The organism is Streptodolium elevatio, from assembly GCF_040649515.1.
GTDB lineage: Bacteria > Actinomycetota > Actinomycetes > Streptomycetales > Streptomycetaceae > Yinghuangia > Yinghuangia elevatio.
The window spans coordinates 16,166-35,917 of sequence record NZ_JBEZFP010000039.1; the positions used below are offsets into that span (position 1 = coordinate 16,166).

The window sequence follows — 19,752 nt, forward strand, 5'->3', positions numbered from 1 at the left end:
CAACCGGTGTCGCACCCGTGCGGCCAGGAACACGTGCGCGACACCAGTTGCGATCGTCCCCCACCGTGGCGCGTGCAGGGTCGCCACGGGCGAGGTTCCTCCTGGTGGGGAGGTACGGAATGGCGCTGCATCCGTGACTCGATACTGCGCGACCCACGTGACCGGGGTGTTTCGTACGGCAGGCGGACGCGTAACGAAAAGGTCTCACCCACGCAGCCGCAGACCGCGCGGCGTCGCGTGGAATCCGGCGGCCTCCAGGGCCCGGCCCAGCGACGAGGTCAAGACGCCTTCGCCGTCCGCCCGTTCGACGGTCAGCTTGCCGAGCGCCCCCTCGCGCACCGCGAGCGCCAGCGCGTCGACGGCCGGTTGCAGCCGCTCGGGCTGCTCGGTCCAGGTGAGCAGCGACCGGCCGCCCCGCTCTACGTAGAGCACCAGTTCGCCGTCCACGAGTACCACGAGGGCACCGGCCTTGCGGCCCGCCCGGTGTCCGCCCGCGGCCTCGCCGGGGCGGTCCGGCCAGGGCAGCGCCGCGCCGTACGGGTTGGCGGGGTCGGCCGCCGCGAGCAGCAGTGCCCGCGGCCCCGCGTCGTCGCGCGCCGGGGTGAAGCCGGACCGCCGCGCGCCGGCGTCCGCGAAGCCGGGCGGCATGCCACCGGACGACGCGTCCCCCGTGAACGCCCCGAAAGCCCCGGACGACTCGGCCCGCCGCTCCGCCGCCTGTTGCAGCGCGCGCAGCCGGTCCACCGCCCCGTCGGCCGCGAACTGGGCGGCCCCGAGACCTTCGACGAAGTAGCCGCGGCGTACCCGTCCGGTCTCCTCGAACGCCGAGAGCACCCGGTACGCCGCCGAGAACCCGCCCGGGCTCCCCTCCGCGACCACGGCGCCGCGCGTCACGACACCGTGCCGGTCCAACAGCGTCTCGGCCAACGCGTGCGCCCGACGCGTCGGATCCTCCTCGCGCTCGGGCACGAGCGACCACCGGCCCACCGCGATGGGCGGCGCGGACCGCGCGGGGGCGACGGGACGGCCACGGCTGAGCCCGCCGTACCGGCCGCGCGGGGTGGCCCGGCGCGCCCGGTGCGCCGTCGATCCGGCGGTACGCCCGGACCCCATCAGCGCCCGCAGCGGCGCGAGCGTGTCGCCCGTGACATGGCCCGCCCACGCCAGATCCCACAAAGCCGTGACGACCTCGGCATCGCTCGGCACGGTGGCGTCGGGCGGCAGAAACTGCGGGACGCGGTCCGCGATCTGCCGGAAGAACAGGCCGTACCCGCCGTCCAGCGCGGTCAGGACCGCCCGGTGCAGCGGACCGAGGTCGAGCGGCGCGGGCGGCGGCAGAAGCAGCGGAGCGGCGTCGGCGAGGTAGAGCGACGCCCACCCGTCGTTGCCCGGCAGCGCGCCGTGGCCGGCCCACACCACCTCGCCCGTCGCGCACAACTCGTCGAGCAGCGCCGGGTTGTACGCCGCCACGCGCGACGGCAGCACCAGCTTCTCCAGCGCCGACGCCGGAACAGCCGCCCCCTGCAACTGCTCCACCGCGCGCACCAGGCCGTCGACGCCGCGCAGCCCGCGGGCTGCGGAACCGCCTGCCCCCTGCCACACCGGCAGGAACCGGGCGAGCGCGAGCGGCGGCACCGGTTCGACCTCGTGGCGCAGCGCGGCCAGCGAACGCCGCCGCAGCATCCGCAACACCTCGGCGTCGCACCACTCGGTGCCCGCGCCGCCGGGCCGGAACTCGCCGGACACTACCCGGCCGGTCGCCGACAGGCGCTGGTACGCCCCGGTCACCACGGCCGTCCCCAGCCCGAACCGGGCCGCGGCGTCGGCCGCATGGAAGGGCCCCCGGGTGCGCGCGTGCCGGGCCAACAGGTCGCCGAGCGGGTCCTTGACCGGTTCGGTGAACGCCTCGGGAACCCCCACGGGCAGCGGTGTGCCCAGCGCGTCGCGCAGCCGCCCGGCGTCCTCGATCGCCGCCCAGCGCTCGACACCCGCGACCCGCACCCGGATCGCCCGGCGCGCCTCCTCCAGCGCGACCAGCCACCGCGCGGTGTCGGCGGGCGTGCCGAGGCTGCGCTCGGCCACCTCGTCGGTGCCCAGCGGCCCGAGCAGGCGCAGCAGGTCGGCGACACCCTCGACGTCGCGCGCCCGCCGGTCCTCGGCCAGCCGCTGCAATTCGGCCTCGGTACGCGCGACCACCTCCGCGTCGAGGAGTTCGCGCAGTTCCGCCTGGCCGAGCAGCTCGGACAGCAGGCGAGAGTCGAGGGCGAGAGCGGCGGCACGGCGCTCGGCGAGCGGCGAGTCGCCCTCGTACATGAACTGGGCGACGTACCCGAACAGCAGCGAGCGGGCGAACGGCGAGGGCTCGGGGGTGGTCACCTCGACGATGCGCACCTTGCGGGCGGCGATGTCGGCCATGAGCTCCGCCAGGCCCGGGACGTCGAAGACGTCTTGAAGGCACTCGCGCATCGTCTCCAGGACGATCGGGAACGACCCGTACTCGCTGGCCACCGACAGCAGTTGGGCGGCGCGCTGCCGCTGCTGCCACAACGGGGTACGTCGGCCCGGCATCCGCCGCGGCAGCAGCAGGGCCCGGGCCGCGCACTCCCGGAACCGCGACGCGAACAGCGCCGAGCCGCCCACCTCGGCGGTCACCAGCGGCTCGACCTCCGCCGCGTCGAAGACCGCGAAGTCGGGCGGCAGGCTGAACTCGGCGTCGGCGTCCGCGTTTCCTGGGCTCGATGTCGGGAACAGGTCGACCCCGGACTCGGGGGCACCGCCCAGCCGCCAGGCTGGGGGAGGATCGCCGGTGTCGGGCAGCCGCAGCACGATGCCGTCGTCGCCGTGCATCGTCTGCACGTCGAGCCCGGTGCGCTCGCGCAGCCGCGCCGCCACCGCGAGCGCCCACGGGGCGTGCACCTGCGCGCCGAACGGCGAGTGCACCACGACGCGCCAGTCGCCCAGCTCGTCGCGGAACCGCTCGACGACGATCGTCCGGTCGTCCGGGATGTGGCCGCACGCTTCGCGCTGCTCCGCGAGGTAGGCGAGGAGGTTGTCCACCGCCCACGCGTCCAGTCCCGCCGCCGCGACCCGCTCGCGCGCGCTCTCGGCGTCCATCGCACCGACCTCGCGCAGGAACGCCCCCAGCGCACGCCCCAGTTCCACCGGCCGGCCGAGGGCGTCGCCGTGCCAGAACGGCAGCTTGCCGGGCACGCCCGGCGCGGGGGAGACGAGCACCTTGTCGTGCGTGATGTCCTCGATGCGCCACGACGACGTGCCCAGGGTGAACACGTCGCCGACGCGCGACTCGTAGACCATCTCCTCGTCGAGTTCCCCGACGCGCGACTTCTGCTTGCCGTCACCCGCGGCCAGGAAGACGCCGAAGAGCCCGCGGTCCGGGATGGTCCCGCCGCTGGTCACCGCGAGGCGCTGGGCTCCGGGCCGGGCGGTCAGCGTGCCGCCGACGCGGTCCCACACCAGGCGCGGGCGCAGCTCGGCGAACGCGTCGCTCGGGTAGCGCCCGGCGAGCATGTCGAGCACGGCCTCGTACGCCGACACCGGCAGGGACGCGAACGGCGCGGCCCGGCGTACCAGCGTCAGCAGCTCCTCGACGTCCCAGTCCTCGACCGACACCATCGAGACGATCTGCTGGGCCAGGACGTCGAGCGGGTTGCGCGGCGGCCGCACGGCCTCGATAGCGCCCGTGCGCATGCGCTCGGTCACCACCGCGGTCTGCACGAGGTCGCCGCGGAACTTCGGGAACACGACGCCGCGCGACACCGCACCGACCTGGTGGCCCGCGCGCCCGACGCGCTGGAGGCCGGAGGCGACCGACGGCGGCGACTCGACCTGCACGACCAGGTCGACGGCGCCCATGTCGATGCCCAGTTCGAGGCTGGAGGTCGCGACCACGGCCGGAAGGCGCCCCGCCTTGAGGTCTTCCTCGACGAGCGCGCGCTGCTCCTTGGACACCGATCCGTGGTGCGCGCGGGCGAGCACCGGCGGGGCGCCCTTGAGGCTCCCCGCCTGGGCCATGAGTTCGGCGGGCGGCCCCGACTCGGGCATCGCCTCGCCGGTCGCCCGCTCGTAGGCGATCTCGTTCAGCCGCCCGCACAGCCGCTCGGCGAGGCGCCGCGAGTTGGCGAAGACGATCGTGGAGCGGTGCGCCTGCACCAGGTCGACGATGCGTTCCTCGACGTGCGGCCACACCGAGGCACGCTGGACCTGGCCGAGTTCGTCGTACTCGGTGGGCCGCTGGGCCAGTTCGCCGAGGTCCTCGACGGGCACGACCACCGACAGGTCGAAGGTCTTGGCGGCGGGCGGCTGTACGACGGTGACCTCGCGCGTGCCGCACAGGAAGCGGGCCACCTCGTCGACGGGCCGCACGGTCGCGGACAGCCCGATGCGCCGCGCCGGGCGGTCGAGGAGCTGGTCGAGGCGTTCCAGGGTCAGCGCGAGGTGGGCGCCGCGCTTGGTGCCGGCGACGGCGTGCACCTCGTCGACGATGACGGTGTCGACGCCGCGCAGCGCGTCGCGGGCCTGCGAGGTGAGGATCAGGAACAACGACTCGGGGGTCGTGATCAGGATGTCCGGCGGCTTCGTGGCGAAGCGGCGGCGGTCGGCGGCGGGGGTGTCGCCGGAGCGTACGCCGACCTCGACCTGCGGCTCGGGCAGCCCCAGCCGCACCGACGCCTGCCGGATCCCGGCGAGCGGGCCGCGCAGGTTGCGCTCGACGTCGACCGCGAGCGCTTTCAGCGGCGAGATGTACAGGACGCGGCAGCGCCGCCGGGCGTCGACCGGCGGCGGCTCGGCGGCCAGCCGGTCCAGCGCCGACAGGAAGGCCGCGAGGGTCTTGCCGGAGCCGGTGGGCGCGACGACCAGGGCGTCGCGGTCCGCGGCGATCGCCGCCCAGGCGCCCGCCTGTGCGGCGGTGGGCCGGTGGAAGGCCCCCGTGAACCAGTCCCGCGTCGCGGGCGAGAACCCGGCCAGAACCTCGGCGGGGTCGACCAAGGCCTCGGCCTCGGTCGGGGCGGCCTCGGGGGGCGTCGCGTCAGGGTCGTCATGCATGGCCATTCCATGGTGCCGGGTCCCACCGACAATCGGCCCGACAGCGGCCCGGACACGCGGCCGCGGTCCTCTCGGCCGGGCGTACGACCGGACCGGCAGGGCTGTCCGGCCTGGGATAATCGACCCATGCGACTGACCGACTTCTGGGAGCGGATGCGCGCCCACTTCGGCGAGACGTACGCCGACTCGTTCGCCAACGACCACGTCATGACCGAGCTGGGCGGACGCACCGTCGTACAGGCACTGGACGCCGGCTACGAAGCCAAGGACGTATGGCGCGCCGTCTGCGCAGCCATGGACATACCCCCCTCCCGCCGCTGACCCGCGCGGTCCCGACCCCGTTCCATCTCTGCAGGATCTGCTCGAAGCGTGGCGTCAGGCGGTCGGAGGCGGCCCGGAGAGCGAGTCGAGTGCCGCCAGGATCTCGCTGACGAGGGCGGGGCCAAGGTCGGCGAACGTCCGGCTGTGCACGGCGGAGGCGTACGCGCCCCGTCCCGTACGGGTGAGTTCGATCGCTTCCAGCGCCTGCGTCGGATTCATGGTCGGCACGCCCGCGTAGATGCCCGGGTGGTAGGACAGCGTCACCTCCCACCCGTCGCCGAGCGGCAACACGCTTGCGCACTGGTATCCGCCCTGACCAGGAGCCTCGCGAAGCCACCCGCGCCGTTCCAGACCCAGCAGCTTGGCCGTCTCGACCGTCGCCCCGGCGTACCGCGCCACCTGGGCGTCCGCCGACTCGCCGGGCAGCGGGGTGTGCACCGCACGGTCGAGTTGCGCGAACGGCTGGGCGATCTCACGGTCCGCGAAGACCTCCACCCATCGCGGGAGGTCGTCGCCCAGCACGGCGGGGTGCGCCACGGCCACGACCGCGTCGGAGGTCTCGTCGGGCGGCAGAGCGACGACATCGCCGTGAACGTCCGTGAACGCTCCGTCCTCGGAGATCCGGAAGGTGACGGGATCGGCCGCGCCGACCTTGGCGGACCACAAAAGGCGCCGGGCGATGTGCCGGATCAGCGGCTGCTCGGCGATGAACTCGCGGAACTCGTCGGCGGTCCACGTACGGCCGCCGACCATTGCGGCCTCCAGACGCCGCAGCGCCGCGGTCGCCGTCTTGCGGACGTCCTTCTTGAGCGCCGCGAACCGGTCACGGGCGGCGCCCGCAATCTCGGCGTCGTCCGCGGGGCCCACCGGGGGCAGGTCCTTGCGGTGCTTCCCGGCCTCGTCGAGGACGTAGGGCCTGAGCTGCGCGTCGAATCCCACCGTGAAGCGGCGCGATCCGAAGTCGAGAACGGTCGTTCCGTCGGCGTCCAACCCGAAGTCGGGGACGAGGCGCTCGGCGAGCTGGGCGTCGCTCAGCCCGAGCGACGCGGCCACCTCGGCCACTTTGTCCTTCGCCCGGGTACGCACCGCGCGCAGCCCTTGGCCTCGGGACAACGCGAGCAGCCGCCGCAAGGTCGCCGGGGTGCCGATCGCGGCCAGCACGTCGACGCCGTCGACCGCACGCTTGTGTACGCCCTGGTGCGGCCACCGCAGCACAAAGGGTTCCAGTCGTGCCGCCGTGTCGTCCGTACCGAGCACGCCCAGCGCGTGGAACGCCCACGCTTCCTTGGTCGGCATGCCCGCGAGGCGCCAGGCCTCGAAGAGCGCCCAGGCGAACGCGGCCGCCGCGTCGGGGTCGCAGGCGGCCTTGACTTCGACCAGTCCGGCGTACGGCATGCCGGGCTTGGAAATCGCCAGCATCGCCACGAGAGCACCGGCGGCCTCGTCGGGCAGTGCGGTGCCGGACCGGAGGGTGACCTGCGGAAGCATGGACGGAGAGGCCCACTGCGGGATGGCCGGCATGCGCGCCGGCAGGCCGAGCGACAGCGGGTCGGTCGCGAACATCGCGTCGATCGCCGCAGCCGCTCTGCTTCCGTACGTCGCGGCGGCCTTGCGTACCACCGCCTCGCCGTCGTCGGCGGCGATGTGGCGCAACGCGCGCTCAGCCGCCCGGCGTTCGGGACCGGCTTTGCCGACGGCGTCGGGGACGAGCAGCCGCGCGGCATCGTCCTGATGCCGGGTGAGCCAGGCCGCAGCCACGTCGCGCGGGGCGTCCGAACGGCGGTGCAGCCAACCGGCCATGAGGCGCGCGGTGTCGAGATCCACGACGGGCATGAGCACGTCGGCCTTGTGGATCGGCGACTCGAGCGCCACGGCGAGCATCAGGGGAATCGCGTCGGCTTCGTACGTGGCCAGCAGCGCGCGGGCGTCGGAGGGCGCGAACCACCGAAGGTTCGGCCGCCAGCACAGCAGCTCGTCGGTGAGGCCCGCGTCCGAATTCTGGAGGAAGAGCTGGACGGCCTCCCAATCGGACAGTTCGCCGGCGCGCAGGGCGTCGACACGCTCGGTGGTCAGAGGTATCGGCCGCGGGCTCGGGCTCTGCCGCGCGGCGGCGGCGAACGCCTCGCGCTCCCCGGCTTGCCAGACCAATCGGCCGGTCGCCCCTGCTGCGAGGCCCGGGACCGTGACCGGACGGGTGCGCTTGCGCGTCCACGGGGGAGTCGCCAGCACGGGCGGAACTTCCGCGGCGGACGCGGGCGGCGCCGTGACGACGACGCGCGTCTGCGCGTCGATGATCCCGACGGTCTCCGGGTCGAGCATCGGGCGCACGGCCGCGACGAGGTCGCGGTGCGCGTCGATGTGCGTGGTGAGCAGCAGTCGGGCCGTGGCGGCAGCGGGCTCGGGATCCTCCGCGACCGCGTCCACCAGCAGGCGCAGCGCGCGGACCGGGTAGCGCTTCGCCGCGGCGAGCACCGCAGCCCGAGCGTGGTCCACATGGTCGAGCAGGACGCGGAACGCCTCGTCGGTGGGCAGTTCGACGAGGATGCCGTAGAGCTTGCGCCGGTCGGACGGAGAGATGTAGTTGTACGTGTTCTCCATGGTGCCGCTCAGCTCCTGGACGACCGTGGCGGCCCAGACGACGTCGACGCCGTCGAGAGCTGCCGCGTCGGCCTCGATCCCGGCTGCCGCGGCCAGCCAGTGGGAGATGTACCCGCTGAGCGTGGCGGCGAGCCGCTCTGGGTCGTGCGGCGCCGACGCGCGGAGGGTCGTGGATCGATTCCAGGCGTCCGGCAGAACGAACGTTCCCTCGTGGCGAGTTGCGCGCGTCGCTGTCGTCGGCGTTTCGGTGCCCACCTTGGTCCCCTTTCCGGCCCCGGGGGCCGAGCGCGACGAATCTAGCCAACCGCTCCGACAGTGAGGCCGGCGCGTGCGGTGAACGGTCTGCGGGCCGCACGGTCGCCCGTACGGCCGACCGTGCGGTCGTATGCCCTAAATTGCATAGATCGCGGCATAGGGTGCATTCCGTGACAGCTACGCCTGCCGTGCCCGAGGGTCCGCGCGCGCCTGCCGCCGGGGGAGACGGCTCGGGGGGCGAGGGGGGTGGGGGCGACGGGGCGGTGCCGTCGGGTGGCGGGATTCTGGGGGAGCGCATGCCGCCGTGGCTGCCGCGCGCCGTCCTGCTGGTGTTCGCGACGTTCATCGGGTTCCTGCTGCTGCGGTGGGCGTTCGGGCACTTACGCGGCTTCCTCACCGACTTGTTGATCGCGCTCTTTCTGTCCCTCGCGATCGAACCCGCGGTCGACCGGTTGGCCCGGCGCGGCATGCGGCGCGGTGTCGCCACCGGCATCGTGTTCGTCGTCGTCCTCATCGCCTTCGCCGGGATCATCGCCGCGATCGGCTCGCTCCTGGTCGACCAGGTCGTGGAGCTCGCACACGACCTGCCGGACCACATCCAGTCGCTGCTCGACTGGATCAACAAGCGCTTCGACACCGAGCTGACGATGGAGAAGATCCAGGGCGGTCTGTTCAAGGACTCGAACACCGTGCAGGGCTATGCCGAGACGATCGCGGACAACGCGCTCGGGCTCGGCGCGGCCATCGTGGGCGGGCTCTTCGAGCTGTTCACCATCGGGCTGTTCACGTTCTACTTCGCCGCCGAAGGCCCGCGCGTACGCCGAGCGCTGTGCTCGCTGCTGCCCCCGACCCGGCAGGCCGAGGTGCTGCGGGCCTGGGAGATCGCGATCGACAAGACCGGCGGCTATCTCTACTCGCGGGCGCTGATGGCCTTGGTGTCGGCCGTCGCGCACTACATCTTCTTCCTCGCCATCGGTCTCGACTACGCGATCGCGCTGGCCATGTGGGTGGGTCTGATCAGCCAGTTCATCCCGACCGTGGGCACGTACCTGGCCGCCGCACTGCCCGCGATCGTGGCGCTGACCGAGAGCCCGGTGGACGCATTGTGGGTGATCGTGTTCGCCACCGCGTACCAGCAGTTCGAGAACTACCTGCTGCACCCGCGCATCACGTCGATGACCGTCGACATCCACCCCGCGGTCGCGTTCGGCTCGGTGATCGCGGGGGCCGCGCTGCTCGGTCCGACGGGCGCGCTTATCGCGATCCCGGCGACGGCGACCGCGACGGCGTTCTCCAGCACGTACGTGCGCCGGTACGAGGTCACCGAGCACCCGCTCGCGCCCGCGCACCAGGAACGCCCGAAGCGCCGACGGCTGGGGCGGAAGCGCTCGGACGGCAGCGGTCCCGGCCGCGGGGGTGAGGACGGTTAGCGGCCTCGCGCTACTTCCAGAACTGGAAGAGGCGGTAGCCCGCGGACGCCCATTCGTCCGGGACGTCGAGCGCGTTCGTGAGGGTGTGGACCTGGTCGAAGAACCAGTGGTTGATCTCCGGGGTCAGCAGCAGGCCGAAGAGCAGCAGGGGGGCGTACGGCGCGAACGGCGCGATCGAGCGCCGGAAGTCGTACGGCAGCCACGGCTCGATGATCCCGTAGCCGTCGAGGCCCGGCACCGGCAGCAGGTTGATGACCGCCGCGATGATCTGCAGCTGGGTGAAGAAGACGACCGCCGCGTAGAAGGCCGGGCTCGACCCGTCGAAGACCGACGAGTTGATGAGCGCGACACCCACGCCCGCGAACACGATGTTGACCAGCGGCCCGGAAGCCGAGACCAGGCTGTGCTGCGCCTTGCCCCGGATGAGCCCGCGCTCGATCCAGACCGCGCCGCCGGTCAGCGGGATGCCGCCGAGCAGGACGAATACGGTCGGGATGGCGAAGGTGAACAGCGGGTCGCTGTACTTGAGCGGGTCGAGCGTCAGGTAGCCCTTGTCGATCACCGACGTGTCGCCCGCCCGCAGTGCGGTGAAGGCGTGCATGAACTCGTGGAGGCACAGCGAGACGAGCCAGCCGGTCATGACGAAGAGGAAGACCGGGATCTCCTGGTCGCCGCTGCCGTTCCACAACACGGCACCGGAGATCCCGAAGACGGCGACGAGTGCGAGGAAAAGTGGCGACGGCCGCACGTGGCGCAGGTGTGAACCGCGGCGGGTCCAGGCGTCGGTCATCCCGAAAGTATGCCCCGTCCGCCGCCTCGGCACAGGAGGCGGGGACGGGGCACAAGGGATCCGGACGGGTCTACGCGGGTGGGAGGTCGGCCGGTTCGGCAGCGGGCGGACCGCCGCCGCTCCCCGCAGTCCCGGCAGCCCGTTCGGCAGCCCGGGCTACCTCAGTGGAACGCGTGCTCCGGGCCCGGGTACTCGCCGCCGACCACGTCGGACGCGAACGCCCGCGCCGCGTCGCCGAGGGTGGCGCGCAGGTCCGCGTACTGCTTGACGAACTTGGGCAGCTTGCCGGGGGTGAGGCCGGCCATGTCGGTCCAGACGAGGACCTGGGCGTCGCAGCCGGAGCCCGCGCCGATGCCGACGGTCGGGATGTCGAGCTGCGCGGTGACCTTGGCGGCAAGTTCCTCGGGCACGAGTTCGAGGACGACGGCGAAGGCGCCGGCCGCCTGCATGGCCTTGGCGTCGGCGAGGAGCTGGGCCGCCGCCTCGTCGCCGCGGCCCTGCACGCGGTAGCCGCCGAGCACGTTGACGGACTGCGGGGTGAGGCCGATGTGCGCCATGACCGGCACGCCGGCCGTGACCAGGGCCTCGACCTGCGGTGCCATGGCGACGCCGCCTTCGAGCTTGACCGCTCCGGCGCCGGCCTCCTTCATGAAGCGCGCGCCGGTCTCCAGCGCCTGCGCCGGGGAGACCTGGTAGGAGCCGAACGGGAGGTCGGCCACGACCATCGCGCGCTTGGTGCCGCGTACGACCGCACCGGTGAGCATGACCAACTGGTCCACGGTGACGGGGATGGTGTTCTCGTAGCCGAGGTGGTTGTTGCCCGCGGAGTCCCCGACGAGCAGCACGGGTATGCCCGCGTCGTCGAACACCGAGGCGATCATCGCGTCGTACGCGGTGAGCATCGGCCACCGCTCGCCGGTCTGCTTCGCACGGGCCAGGTCGCGGACGGTCACGCGCCGACCGGTGCCGTTGCCGCCGTACAGGGTGAGCCCGGGGCCTTCCGGTGCCGCCTTGGGTGCGGCCGGGGCGCCTGCTGCGGGCGAGGTGGCGGGGGGCTGTACGGCGGACTGCTGCGAAAGCTGCTCGGACATTGTCTGACTCCTCATCTCGAGGCGCACGGTCGGCGTCCCCGGACTAACGCCATGGTGGCACGTGCCGCGCGACGACAAAAGGGTCGCCGGTCCCTCTTCGGTCCGGCCGGGCGGGGGACCGGACGGCCGCTCGGGCGTCCGGCGCAGTTTGCCGAGTATTTACGATACGAGACTAAACCGTTTCGTAAAAAGGAGTACCGTCGACACGTAAACGAGACCCGCTCGTATCGATTCCCTCGACAGTCCGTCGAGCACCCGTCGAGCAACCACCGAGAACCACTGAGCAACCACCGACCGCCTCGCCGGTCGCATCACCGATCGCTCCACCAAGAGGCCCGGACGGGCCGGGACCTGGGGGACACCACATGGCAACAGCCGACAACCCGGCGGCCGCGCCGCCCACAACCGTCGACCCGCACGTGCACAAGCGCCGCTGGTACATCCTCGCGGTACTGGTCGTCAGCCTGCTGGTCGTCGTCCTCGACAACTCGATCCTCAACGTCGCCATCAAGGTCATCGCCGACCCCGACGAGGGCCTCGGCGCATCGCAGAGCCAGCTCCAATGGGCGATCAACTCCTACACGCTGGTCTTCGCCGGGCTGCTGTTCACCGCCGGCATCCTGGGTGACCGCTTCGGCCGCAAGAAGCTGCTGCTGTTCGGCATGGTCGTCTTCGGCGTCGCGTCGCTGCTCTCCGCGATGTCCCAGAGCCCGACCCAACTGATCGCTGCCCGCGCGGTGATGGGCTTCGGCGCCGCGTTCGTCATGCCCGCGACGCTCTCGATCATCAGCAACGTCTTCGAGCCGCACGAGCGGGCCAAGGCCATCGGCATCTGGTCCGGCGCGGTCGGCCTGGCCATCGCCATAGGCCCGATCACCGGCGGAGCACTGCTCGAACACTTCTGGTGGGGCTCGGTCTTCCTCATCAACGTGCCGATCGTCATCATCGGCGTCGCCGCCATGATCCTGATCGTGCCGGACTCCAAGGACCCCCGCCCCGGCAAGCTCGACCCCGTCGGCGTCGCGCTGTCCATCGCGGGCCTCGTCTCCCTCGTGTACGGCATCATCAAGGGCGGCGAGGACTCCTGGACGAACCCCGAGGTGCTCGCCACCATCGCGGTCGGCCTCGCGATCCTGGCCACCTTCGTCTGGTACGAGAAGCGCAGCGACCACCCGGCGCTCGACATCCGCTTCTTCCGCGAGCGGTCCTTCTCCGCCGCGTCGGCCGCCATAGGCCTGGTGTTCTTCGCGCTCATGGGCGTGACCTTCTTCATGGCGTTCTACCTGCAGAGCGTGCGCGGGTACACGCCGCTGGAGACCGGCCTGTTCCTGCTCCCGCTCGCGATCGGCCAGCTGCTGTTCGCGCCGCGCAGTGCGGGGCTCGTACGCAAATTCGGCGTCCGCGCGGTCACGACCGTCGGCATGCTGGTGGTTACCGGGACGCTGTCGTCCTTCACCCTCATGGGCCGGGACACCCCCATGTGGATCCTGTGCGTGGTGTTCTTCCTCCAGGGCATCGGAATGTCGCTGGTCATGCCGCCCGCGACCAACTCCGTGATGGCCTCGCTGCCGCGCGAGAAGGCCGGGGCCGGCTCCGCGGTGACGAACACCGTGCGGCAGGTCGGCGGTGCGCTCGGCGTCGCGGTCCTCGGCTCGGTCCTGTCGTCGGTCTACCGCGACGAGATCGCCGGCAACGGCGTACCGAAGGGTGCCGACGAGTCGATCGAGGCGACCCTCGGCGCGGCCGCCCATGCGGGGCCGTCCGGGGCCGGATGGGTGGACCCGGCCAAGGACGCCTTCATCCAGGCGATGCACTACTCCGCGCTGGGATCCGCCCTCGTCGGTGCCATCGGCGCGGTCGTGGTGTTCAAGTGGATGCCTCGCAAGCCGGTGGAGGGCGCGCCGGAGCAGCCGGAACAGCATCGCGAGACCGCTAAGGTCTGACCGATGAACCCGGTGAGAAACGACGCGGCAGACCCCGCCGAGCAGCACACCGGCGGGGTCGAGCCGCGTGTCGCGGAGGATGCGCCCTGCCCGGTGGGCGACGCTCCGCAGGTCCCGTCCGCGCGACCGAGGGGACGGCCGCGGAGCGCGACCGTGGAGCGCGCGATCCTGGACACGACGCTGCGGCTCATCGGCGAACAGGGCAGCGTGGGCGCGCTGTCCATCGAGGCCGTCGCGCAGCAGGCCGGGGTCGGGAAGGCGACCATCTACCGGCGCTGGCCCAACAAGGAGGCGCTGGTCATCGCGGCCGTCGAGGCCGCGGAGGAGCCGATCCCCGAGTTGGTCGGCGAGAACGTGCGGGACGACCTCGTACGCCTTCTGGAGGCCATGCGCGCCAACCTGGTCGGCCGGCGCGGCGAAGGCCTGGTCGCGATGGTGCTCACCGAGGTCCACCAGCACCCGGAGCTATACCGCCGCTACCACGAGATGGTCATCGAGCGGCGCCGCGAGGCCATGCGGGTCGTCCTGCGCCGCGGCATCGAGACGGGCGAGCTGCGTGCGGACCTGTCGGTGGAGCTGATGCGGGACCTGCTCGCGGCCCCGATGCTGATCCGCAAGCTCGTGCACGAGACCGAGGTGCCACAGGAGTTGCCGGCGCAGGTGGTGGACACGGTCCTGCGCGGGATCAGCGGGCGGGGGGTTGGTGCCGGGTCGGCGGCTGACTCGGCGGACGGGCCGGGGACCGGCTCGGCGGCCGGTTCGGAGCACAGCGCGGACGTCGGCACGGCGGGTGGTCCGGTGTAGGGCGGAGACCGGTCGGTAGCCCCTCCGATCCCGCTCGAACGAGTGGTTTGTGACGGTCGTGTCCCGGAAACGTCCCGGCGGTGTCGCCGGGGAACCTCCCGGCGTGCGGCGTGCGTCCTCAGAGGACGTATGCGACATTCGCCGCAGGGGGAATCGGCCTCCGCGCCGAGCTACCCCAGGAGACAGCAATGACGTGGCCCACCGCGGAGACCCACGCGCCGCCGGCGACCGCGGCCGGACGGGGCACCCGTCGCGGGCTGCCCCAGTGGCCCGGTTTCAAGGCGCTCATGGAGCGGCCGTCGTGGCACCGCGGCCGGATCGTCGCCGGGTGCGCGGCCGCCGTCGCGCTGTTCATCGGCGGACACGCGTTCATCCCCAACACCCCGGGGCAGATCGGCTCGCTCGTGGAGACGTTCCTGCCGTGGACGGGACTGCTGGTGCTGCCGCTGCTGGTCGCGGCGGGCGTACGGCGGTCCTGGACCGCCCTCGTCGCCACCCTGCTCCCGGTCGCCGTCTGGCTCGCGATGTTCGGCGGCACGGCGTTCTCCGCGGCGGGGAGCGGGCCGTACGACGTGCGCGTGGTCACCCACAACATCAACGCCGAGAACCCCGACCCCTCGGGCACCGCGCAATCGCTGCTGGCCTCGAAGGCCGACATCGTCGCGCTCCAGGAGATCCCCTCGGGCGAGAGCGGGCGGTACGGCACGGTGCTGGACGACGCGTACGAGTACCACGTCGCCGAAGGCACCGTCGCGCTCTGGAGCCGCTACCCGATCGAGAACGTCAGCGCGGTCGACGTCGGCATGGGCTGGACCCGCGCGATCCGCGCCGAGATCAGGACCCCCAAGGGCGAGCTCGCGGTGTACGTCGCCCACCTCGCCTCCGTCCGCTTCGGCCCGAGCGGCTTCGGCGTGGCCTCGCGCGACGACACGATCCGCCGGCTCGCGGCCGCCGTCGACCGCGACGACTCCGACAACATCGTGCTGATGGGCGACCTCAACGGCACTGTCGACGACCGCGGCCTCGAACCGCTCACCGACGGCCTGACCGACGCGCAGGAGGCCGCGGGCGGTGGCTTCGGCTTCACCTGGCCCTCGTCGCTGCCGATGGCCGCTATCGACCACGTGATGGTGCGCGGCGTCGACACGGTCAGCGCCAAGGTGCTGCCCAAGACGTCGAGCGACCACCGTCCCGTGAGCGCGGACCTCAAGTTCTGACGCTCGGCGCCGGCCTCCGCAGGTGCCAGTCGGTCCGCATCTGCAGCGCGTGGGCAACTGTCAGCAGGCGGTGGTCCGCCGCCGGTGCGGCCGCCAACTGCAGGCCGATCGGCAGGCCCGCGACGTTCGGCGGGCCGGGGAGCGAGACCGCCGGGAAGCCCGTGGCGTTCCACACCGAGGTGTAGAAGAGCGGGAGCAGGTGCAGGAGTCCGGCGTCCAGCCGGGGCGCGGCGGTGCCGATGGTGGCACTGAGCACGACGTCGTATTCGCCCAGGAACTCCGCGACCTGTCGACGCCCGCGGGCGCGCACGCGCTGGGCGTGCAGGTAGTCGCGGGCCGTCCAGAAGGCTCCGGCAGCCATGAACACGCGGGTGAGCGAGCCGTACGCCGACCAATGCCGCGCGAGCCGCTCGCGGTGCGTGTCGTACGTCTCCGCACCCTGCACGACCCGGCACGCAGTCTCCAGGTCCGCGAGACCCGGAACCGCCTGCTCGCGGATGACGGCGCCCGCGTCGGCCAGAACACGTACCGCGTCCGCCACCGCGCGTCCCGCCGCCGGATCCGCACCCGGCCGGTCGAGCCCTGTCGTGTCCACCGCGACCCGCAGCCCGCGCAGGATCCCGGGATCACCCGGTCCTCGGGCCGGCACGCCCGCGATGACCTGGTAGAGCGCGAGGCAGTCGGCCGCGTCGGCGGCGATCGGCCCGACGGTGTCCACGGTCGGCGCACCCGGCACGACGCCGTCGACGGGGACCGCGCCGAACGTCGGCTTGAAGCCGGTCACGCCGCACAGCGCGGACGGGATGCGGATGCTGCCGCCGGTGTCCGTTCCGATGGACGCGGGGAAAAGCCCGGCGGCGACGCCCGCCGCGCTGCCCGAGCTCGAACCGCCCGGCCAGCGTTCGGTGTCCCACGGATTGCGCGTCACCGGCAGTTCGGGGTCGTCGGAGGCGCCGAAGCCGAACTCCGAGAGCGACACCTTGCCGAGCACGACCGCCCCCGCGTCGCGCAGCCGTCTGGTGACGAGTGCGTCCTCGCCGCCGGTGTGCCGCGGCGGGACCGCGGAGTGCGCGGTCGTGGGTCCTTCGCGCGAGGCGATCAGGTCCTTGAGTGTGATGGGGACGCCGTGCAGAGGTCCGCGTACGTCGCCGCGGGCCCGCGCGTCGTCCGCGTCGCGGGCGGCGGCCAGCGCGGCGTCGTCGAACCGCGCGAGGTAGACGCCGAGCCCGGGGTCGGACGCGTCGGCGCGGGCGAGTAGTTCGGTGACCAGTTCGACGCTCGACACCTTCCCCTGCGCGAGCGCGTCGGCGGTGCGGAGGAGGGAGCCGTCAGGAGTGTGCGTGGCGTCCGGGGCGGTGCCCTCGGCGAAGGTCGGTGCGCGGCCGGGGAGTCCGGCGTTCTCGCCTTCGGCCGGTGCGGTGGCGTGCAGTGTCCGGGCGTCCGCTTCCGTCTGGGCGCGTGCGGCGGCCAGTGCCGCGAGCTCACCTTCCGAGGGCGTGATGCCGTCGGAGGCGAGGAAGTCGCGCACCGCGCCGGAATCAGACGTGCTCACAGGGCCTCCCGGGTCCGAGGCGACTGGGCCGAAAGTCATCAGCCGAGGACTTCTCGAACGTAAGCTGATGCCCCGTCAGATGCAAGCGACCCGTGGTCACGGCCGTCAGCGCGCCCGGGGCAGACCCAGTACGCGCTGCGCCACGATGTCGCGCTGTATCTGCTCGGTCCCACCGTAGATTCCGGCCGCGCGCGACCACAGATACCCGGTCATCGCCTCGTCGCCCACCAGGTCGAGTTGGAGCCGCCCGATGAGCTTGTCGACGCGCGTGAGCAGCAGCTTGTCGATCGAGCCCTCGGGGCCGGGGCCGTGGTCGGCATCGGCGCTGTCGTTCGTGTCACGGGCGTTCAGGCGGGCTCGCACCCGGAGGCGCAGCGCGTACAGCCACCGCTCGGCGTGGTCGAGGCGGTGGGCGAGCACCGGATCGCCGCCGGTTCCCCGGGCGCGCATCTCCGCGACGGCGGCGGCGAGGCGGGACGTCCAGCCGATGTCGGCCGGCCCCCGCTCGTACGCCAGCAGCGCCATCGCGATGGCCCACCCGTCGCCCTCGCCGCCGAGCCGGTCGGCGGCGGGCACGCGTACGTCGTCGAAGAAGACCTGCGCGAACTCCCGCGTCTCGAAGGCGGTGACGATCGGATCGACGCGTACCCCGGGGGCGTCCATCGGCACGATCAGCATCGACAGGCCCCGGTGCCCGGCCTCGCCGGTCCGGCACAGCAGCAGGCACCGGTCGGAGTCCACGGCGTCGCTGGTCCAGATCTTGGTGCCGTTCACGCGGTAGGCGTCGCCCTCGCGGCGGGCCTTCGTCGTCAGCGCCGCGAGGTCCGACCCCGCTCCCGGCTCGCTGAACCCCTGGCACCACGCGACCGCGCCCGACAGCAGATCGGCAAGGTACGTCTCCCGCTGCGTGTCGCTACCGAACCGCCGCAACGCGTGCGCGAGATGACCGATCGGCGGGACCGGCGGCATGCCGCGGAACCCCAACTCGTCGTTGACGACGGCCTCGTACGCCGCCGGCATACCCCGTCCACCCGAGGCCGCCGGGAAGGACACTCCCACGTATCCGGCCGAGTAGAGCGCCCGATGCCACGCGAGGCGGGGCCGCCCCGCGCTGTCCTCGGCCCCCGCCTCGAACCCGTCGATCCACGCGACCAGTTCCGCCCTGAACGCCGCCTCGGCAGGCGAGTCCAGCCCTCGAAGATCCGGAAGCACGCCGCTCGCCGTCGTCCCGTCGACCTCCCGCCGCCGACCCGCGTGGGCCCGCCGGAGCCGTATGTGCGCCAGATGCTCCCAGGTCATCCCCATGCCGCCGAGGACCTGGATGGCCGTCTCGCAGACGGCGACGGCAGCCTCTGCGCATACCTCGCGCGCCGCCGCGGCCACGGCGAGTGCCTCGTCGGCCGCCAACGCGTCCACCGCCCAGGCGGCATGCGAAGCGAACGCCTCCGCCGCCGCGAGATCCACCGCCGCCTCGGCCGCCAGATGCGCGACGGCCTGGAACGCCCCGATCGCCCGCCCGAACTGCGTCCGCGTACGCGCGTGGCGCAAGGCATCGTCCAGCGCCCCGCGCGCGACACCCACGAGATCCGCGCACACCAACGCCAGCGTGAGGGCGGCTTCGCCGCCCGACTCGCCGTCGACGTACGCGACGGGCGCCGACGTACGCGCCAACTCGGTGGCGACCACGGCCACCTGAGCGGCGGTCGCCCCCGCCGCCCGCATCCCCGTCAGCCCGGCCCGTTCCAGAACCGCCAACGCCTGCGCACTGTCCGCGGCCATTAGGCGCGTCGTATCCGCAGGCCGCAGCGACTCGGCGATACGCGCGGCGGTGTCCCGAAGCAGGTCCAGCTCGTCGTCCTCCACCCGCGCAAGCTAACAGGGCAATCTTTACAAGGAAAGACATCCGGCGATTGCCCCCAGGGCCGAACGCACCCGCCCAGCGGGATCACATACACATGGACGAAGTACGGCCCACCGACCTCGCCCGCGTGCAAGTGCCCGGAGCGCGCCAGACCGCCCTCCAGCCCGCGCGGATGGGGACCGACAGGGTCGACTACGCGACGCCGTTCGGACCGACGAATGCGGGAGTTCCCACAATTAACGCCTTGGTCGAGACGGACCGTCCGCGCCAACGGTGACGGTCTTGGCTGTCACTTGTCGGGGTGGAGTTGGAGGGTCAGTTCGGCGGTTAGTGGGGCTTCGCGGGGGAGGTCCGGTTGGTAGAGGGCTATGCGGGCGTGTTTGCCGAGGTCGGGGCCGAAGACCTCGATGAGGAGGTCCGAGGCGCCGTTCAGGACGGCGGGGGCTTGGGCGAAGCCCGGGACGCAATTGATGTAGCCGGCCAGGCGGACCACGCGAAGGACCTTGTCGAGGCTGCCGAGTTCCGCGCGAGCCATCGCGAGGAGGTTGATCGCCACGAGGCGGGCGGATGCCTGGCCTTCCTCGATGGTGAGTTCGCGGCCGAGCTTGCCGGTGATCGGGAGTTGGTCGTTGCCGTCCGCGTCCTTGGTGGTGCCGTACGTGCCGGACACGAAGAACAGGTCGCCCGCGCGTACGCCGAAGCAGAAGTTGCCGATCGGCGCAGGCGGCCGTACGTCGGCAAGTCCCAGACGTACCAGCGCTGTTTCGGGGGAGACCGGGGAGGTCGGTGACATGCGGACGATGTTAGGCGTCGCGGTAGCCTCGGC

Annotated in this window: 12 protein-coding genes; 5 read left to right on the forward strand and 7 right to left on the reverse strand. The window is 72.5% G+C overall.

What is annotated here, in order from left to right:
• Nucleotides 1-204 precede the first annotated feature (204 nt).
• Entirely contained in the window at nt 205-5,064 is a 4,860-nt protein-coding gene (locus tag AB0C36_RS17140; protein WP_358354765.1) for an Lhr family helicase, read from the reverse strand.
• A gap of 126 nt (nt 5,065-5,190) precedes the next feature.
• Between AB0C36_RS17140 and AB0C36_RS17145 the strand changes: the two genes are divergently transcribed.
• Complete coding sequence (locus AB0C36_RS17145) at nt 5,191-5,385, forward strand: DUF3046 domain-containing protein (RefSeq protein WP_358354767.1); 195 nt, start codon at nt 5,191-5,193, stop codon at nt 5,383-5,385.
• 54 nt (nt 5,386-5,439) lie between these two features.
• Here AB0C36_RS17145 and AB0C36_RS17150 read toward each other — a convergent pair whose 3' ends face one another.
• Nucleotides 5,440-8,238, reverse strand: a complete 2,799-nt coding sequence (locus AB0C36_RS17150) for a DUF4132 domain-containing protein (protein WP_358354770.1) — start codon at nt 8,236-8,238, stop codon at nt 5,440-5,442.
• A 170-nt stretch (nt 8,239-8,408) separates the two neighbouring features.
• Here AB0C36_RS17150 and AB0C36_RS17155 point away from each other — a divergent pair, with 170 nt between their 5' ends.
• Complete coding sequence (locus AB0C36_RS17155; RefSeq protein ID WP_358354772.1) at nt 8,409-9,668, forward strand: AI-2E family transporter; 1,260 nt, start codon at nt 8,409-8,411, stop codon at nt 9,666-9,668.
• 10 nt (nt 9,669-9,678) lie between these two features.
• Here AB0C36_RS17155 and AB0C36_RS17160 read toward each other — a convergent pair whose 3' ends face one another.
• Complete coding sequence (locus AB0C36_RS17160; protein ID WP_358354775.1) at nt 9,679-10,458, reverse strand: site-2 protease family protein; 780 nt, start codon at nt 10,456-10,458, stop codon at nt 9,679-9,681.
• 161 nt (nt 10,459-10,619) lie between these two features.
• Entirely contained in the window at nt 10,620-11,549 is a 930-nt protein-coding gene (panB, locus tag AB0C36_RS17165) for a 3-methyl-2-oxobutanoate hydroxymethyltransferase (RefSeq protein ID WP_358354778.1), read from the reverse strand.
• A 365-nt stretch (nt 11,550-11,914) separates the two neighbouring features.
• On the opposite strand from panB, the gene AB0C36_RS17170 reads away from it, so the two are divergent.
• The 3 genes from AB0C36_RS17170 (at nt 11,915) to AB0C36_RS17180 (ending at nt 15,513) form a co-directional block, all read left to right on the forward strand.
• Entirely contained in the window at nt 11,915-13,492 is a 1,578-nt protein-coding gene (locus tag AB0C36_RS17170; RefSeq protein ID WP_358354780.1) for an MFS transporter, read from the forward strand.
• A 3-nt stretch (nt 13,493-13,495) separates the two neighbouring features.
• Nucleotides 13,496-14,296, forward strand: a complete 801-nt coding sequence (locus tag AB0C36_RS17175; protein ID WP_358354783.1) for a TetR/AcrR family transcriptional regulator — start codon at nt 13,496-13,498, stop codon at nt 14,294-14,296.
• A gap of 188 nt (nt 14,297-14,484) precedes the next feature.
• Entirely contained in the window at nt 14,485-15,513 is a 1,029-nt protein-coding gene (locus AB0C36_RS17180; protein WP_358354785.1) for an endonuclease/exonuclease/phosphatase family protein, read from the forward strand.
• Here the strand turns inward: AB0C36_RS17180 and AB0C36_RS17185 are convergent.
• The 3 genes from AB0C36_RS17185 to AB0C36_RS17195 all read right to left on the reverse strand — a co-directional run bounded on the left by AB0C36_RS17185 (nt 15,503) and on the right by AB0C36_RS17195 (nt 19,719).
• Nucleotides 15,503-17,065 (reverse strand): amidase, encoded by a 1,563-nt coding sequence (locus tag AB0C36_RS17185; protein WP_358354787.1) that lies wholly within the window; start codon nt 17,063-17,065, stop codon nt 15,503-15,505. The two genes, AB0C36_RS17180 and AB0C36_RS17185, sit on opposite strands and share 11 nt — an antisense overlap.
• A gap of 105 nt (nt 17,066-17,170) precedes the next feature.
• Nucleotides 17,171-18,928, reverse strand: a complete 1,758-nt coding sequence (locus AB0C36_RS17190; RefSeq protein ID WP_358354789.1) for an acyl-CoA dehydrogenase family protein — start codon at nt 18,926-18,928, stop codon at nt 17,171-17,173.
• Between the two features lie 287 nt (nt 18,929-19,215).
• The gene (locus AB0C36_RS17195; protein ID WP_358354792.1) at nt 19,216-19,719 is read right to left on the reverse strand and encodes a RidA family protein; all 504 of its coding nucleotides are present in this window, start codon (nt 19,717-19,719) and stop codon (nt 19,216-19,218) included.
• Nucleotides 19,720-19,752 lie beyond the last annotated feature (33 nt).

Excerpts from the sequence above, each read along its gene's own strand:
- AB0C36_RS17140 (WP_358354765.1), bottom strand. The coding sequence starts at position 5,064 with ATGCATGACGACCCTGACGCGACGCCCCCCGAGGCCGCCCCGACCGAG.
- AB0C36_RS17145 (WP_358354767.1), top strand. The coding sequence starts at position 5,191 with ATGCGACTGACCGACTTCTGGGAGCGGATGCGCGCCCACTTCGGCGAG.
- AB0C36_RS17160 (WP_358354775.1), bottom strand. The coding sequence starts at position 10,458 with ATGACCGACGCCTGGACCCGCCGCGGTTCACACCTGCGCCACGTGCGG.
- panB (WP_358354778.1), bottom strand. The coding sequence starts at position 11,549 with ATGTCCGAGCAGCTTTCGCAGCAGTCCGCCGTACAGCCCCCCGCCACC.
- AB0C36_RS17170 (WP_358354780.1), top strand. The coding sequence starts at position 11,915 with ATGGCAACAGCCGACAACCCGGCGGCCGCGCCGCCCACAACCGTCGAC.
- AB0C36_RS17175 (WP_358354783.1), top strand. The coding sequence starts at position 13,496 with ATGAACCCGGTGAGAAACGACGCGGCAGACCCCGCCGAGCAGCACACC.
- AB0C36_RS17180 (WP_358354785.1), top strand. The coding sequence starts at position 14,485 with ATGACGTGGCCCACCGCGGAGACCCACGCGCCGCCGGCGACCGCGGCC.
- AB0C36_RS17195 (WP_358354792.1), bottom strand. The coding sequence starts at position 19,719 with ATGTCACCGACCTCCCCGGTCTCCCCCGAAACAGCGCTGGTACGTCTG.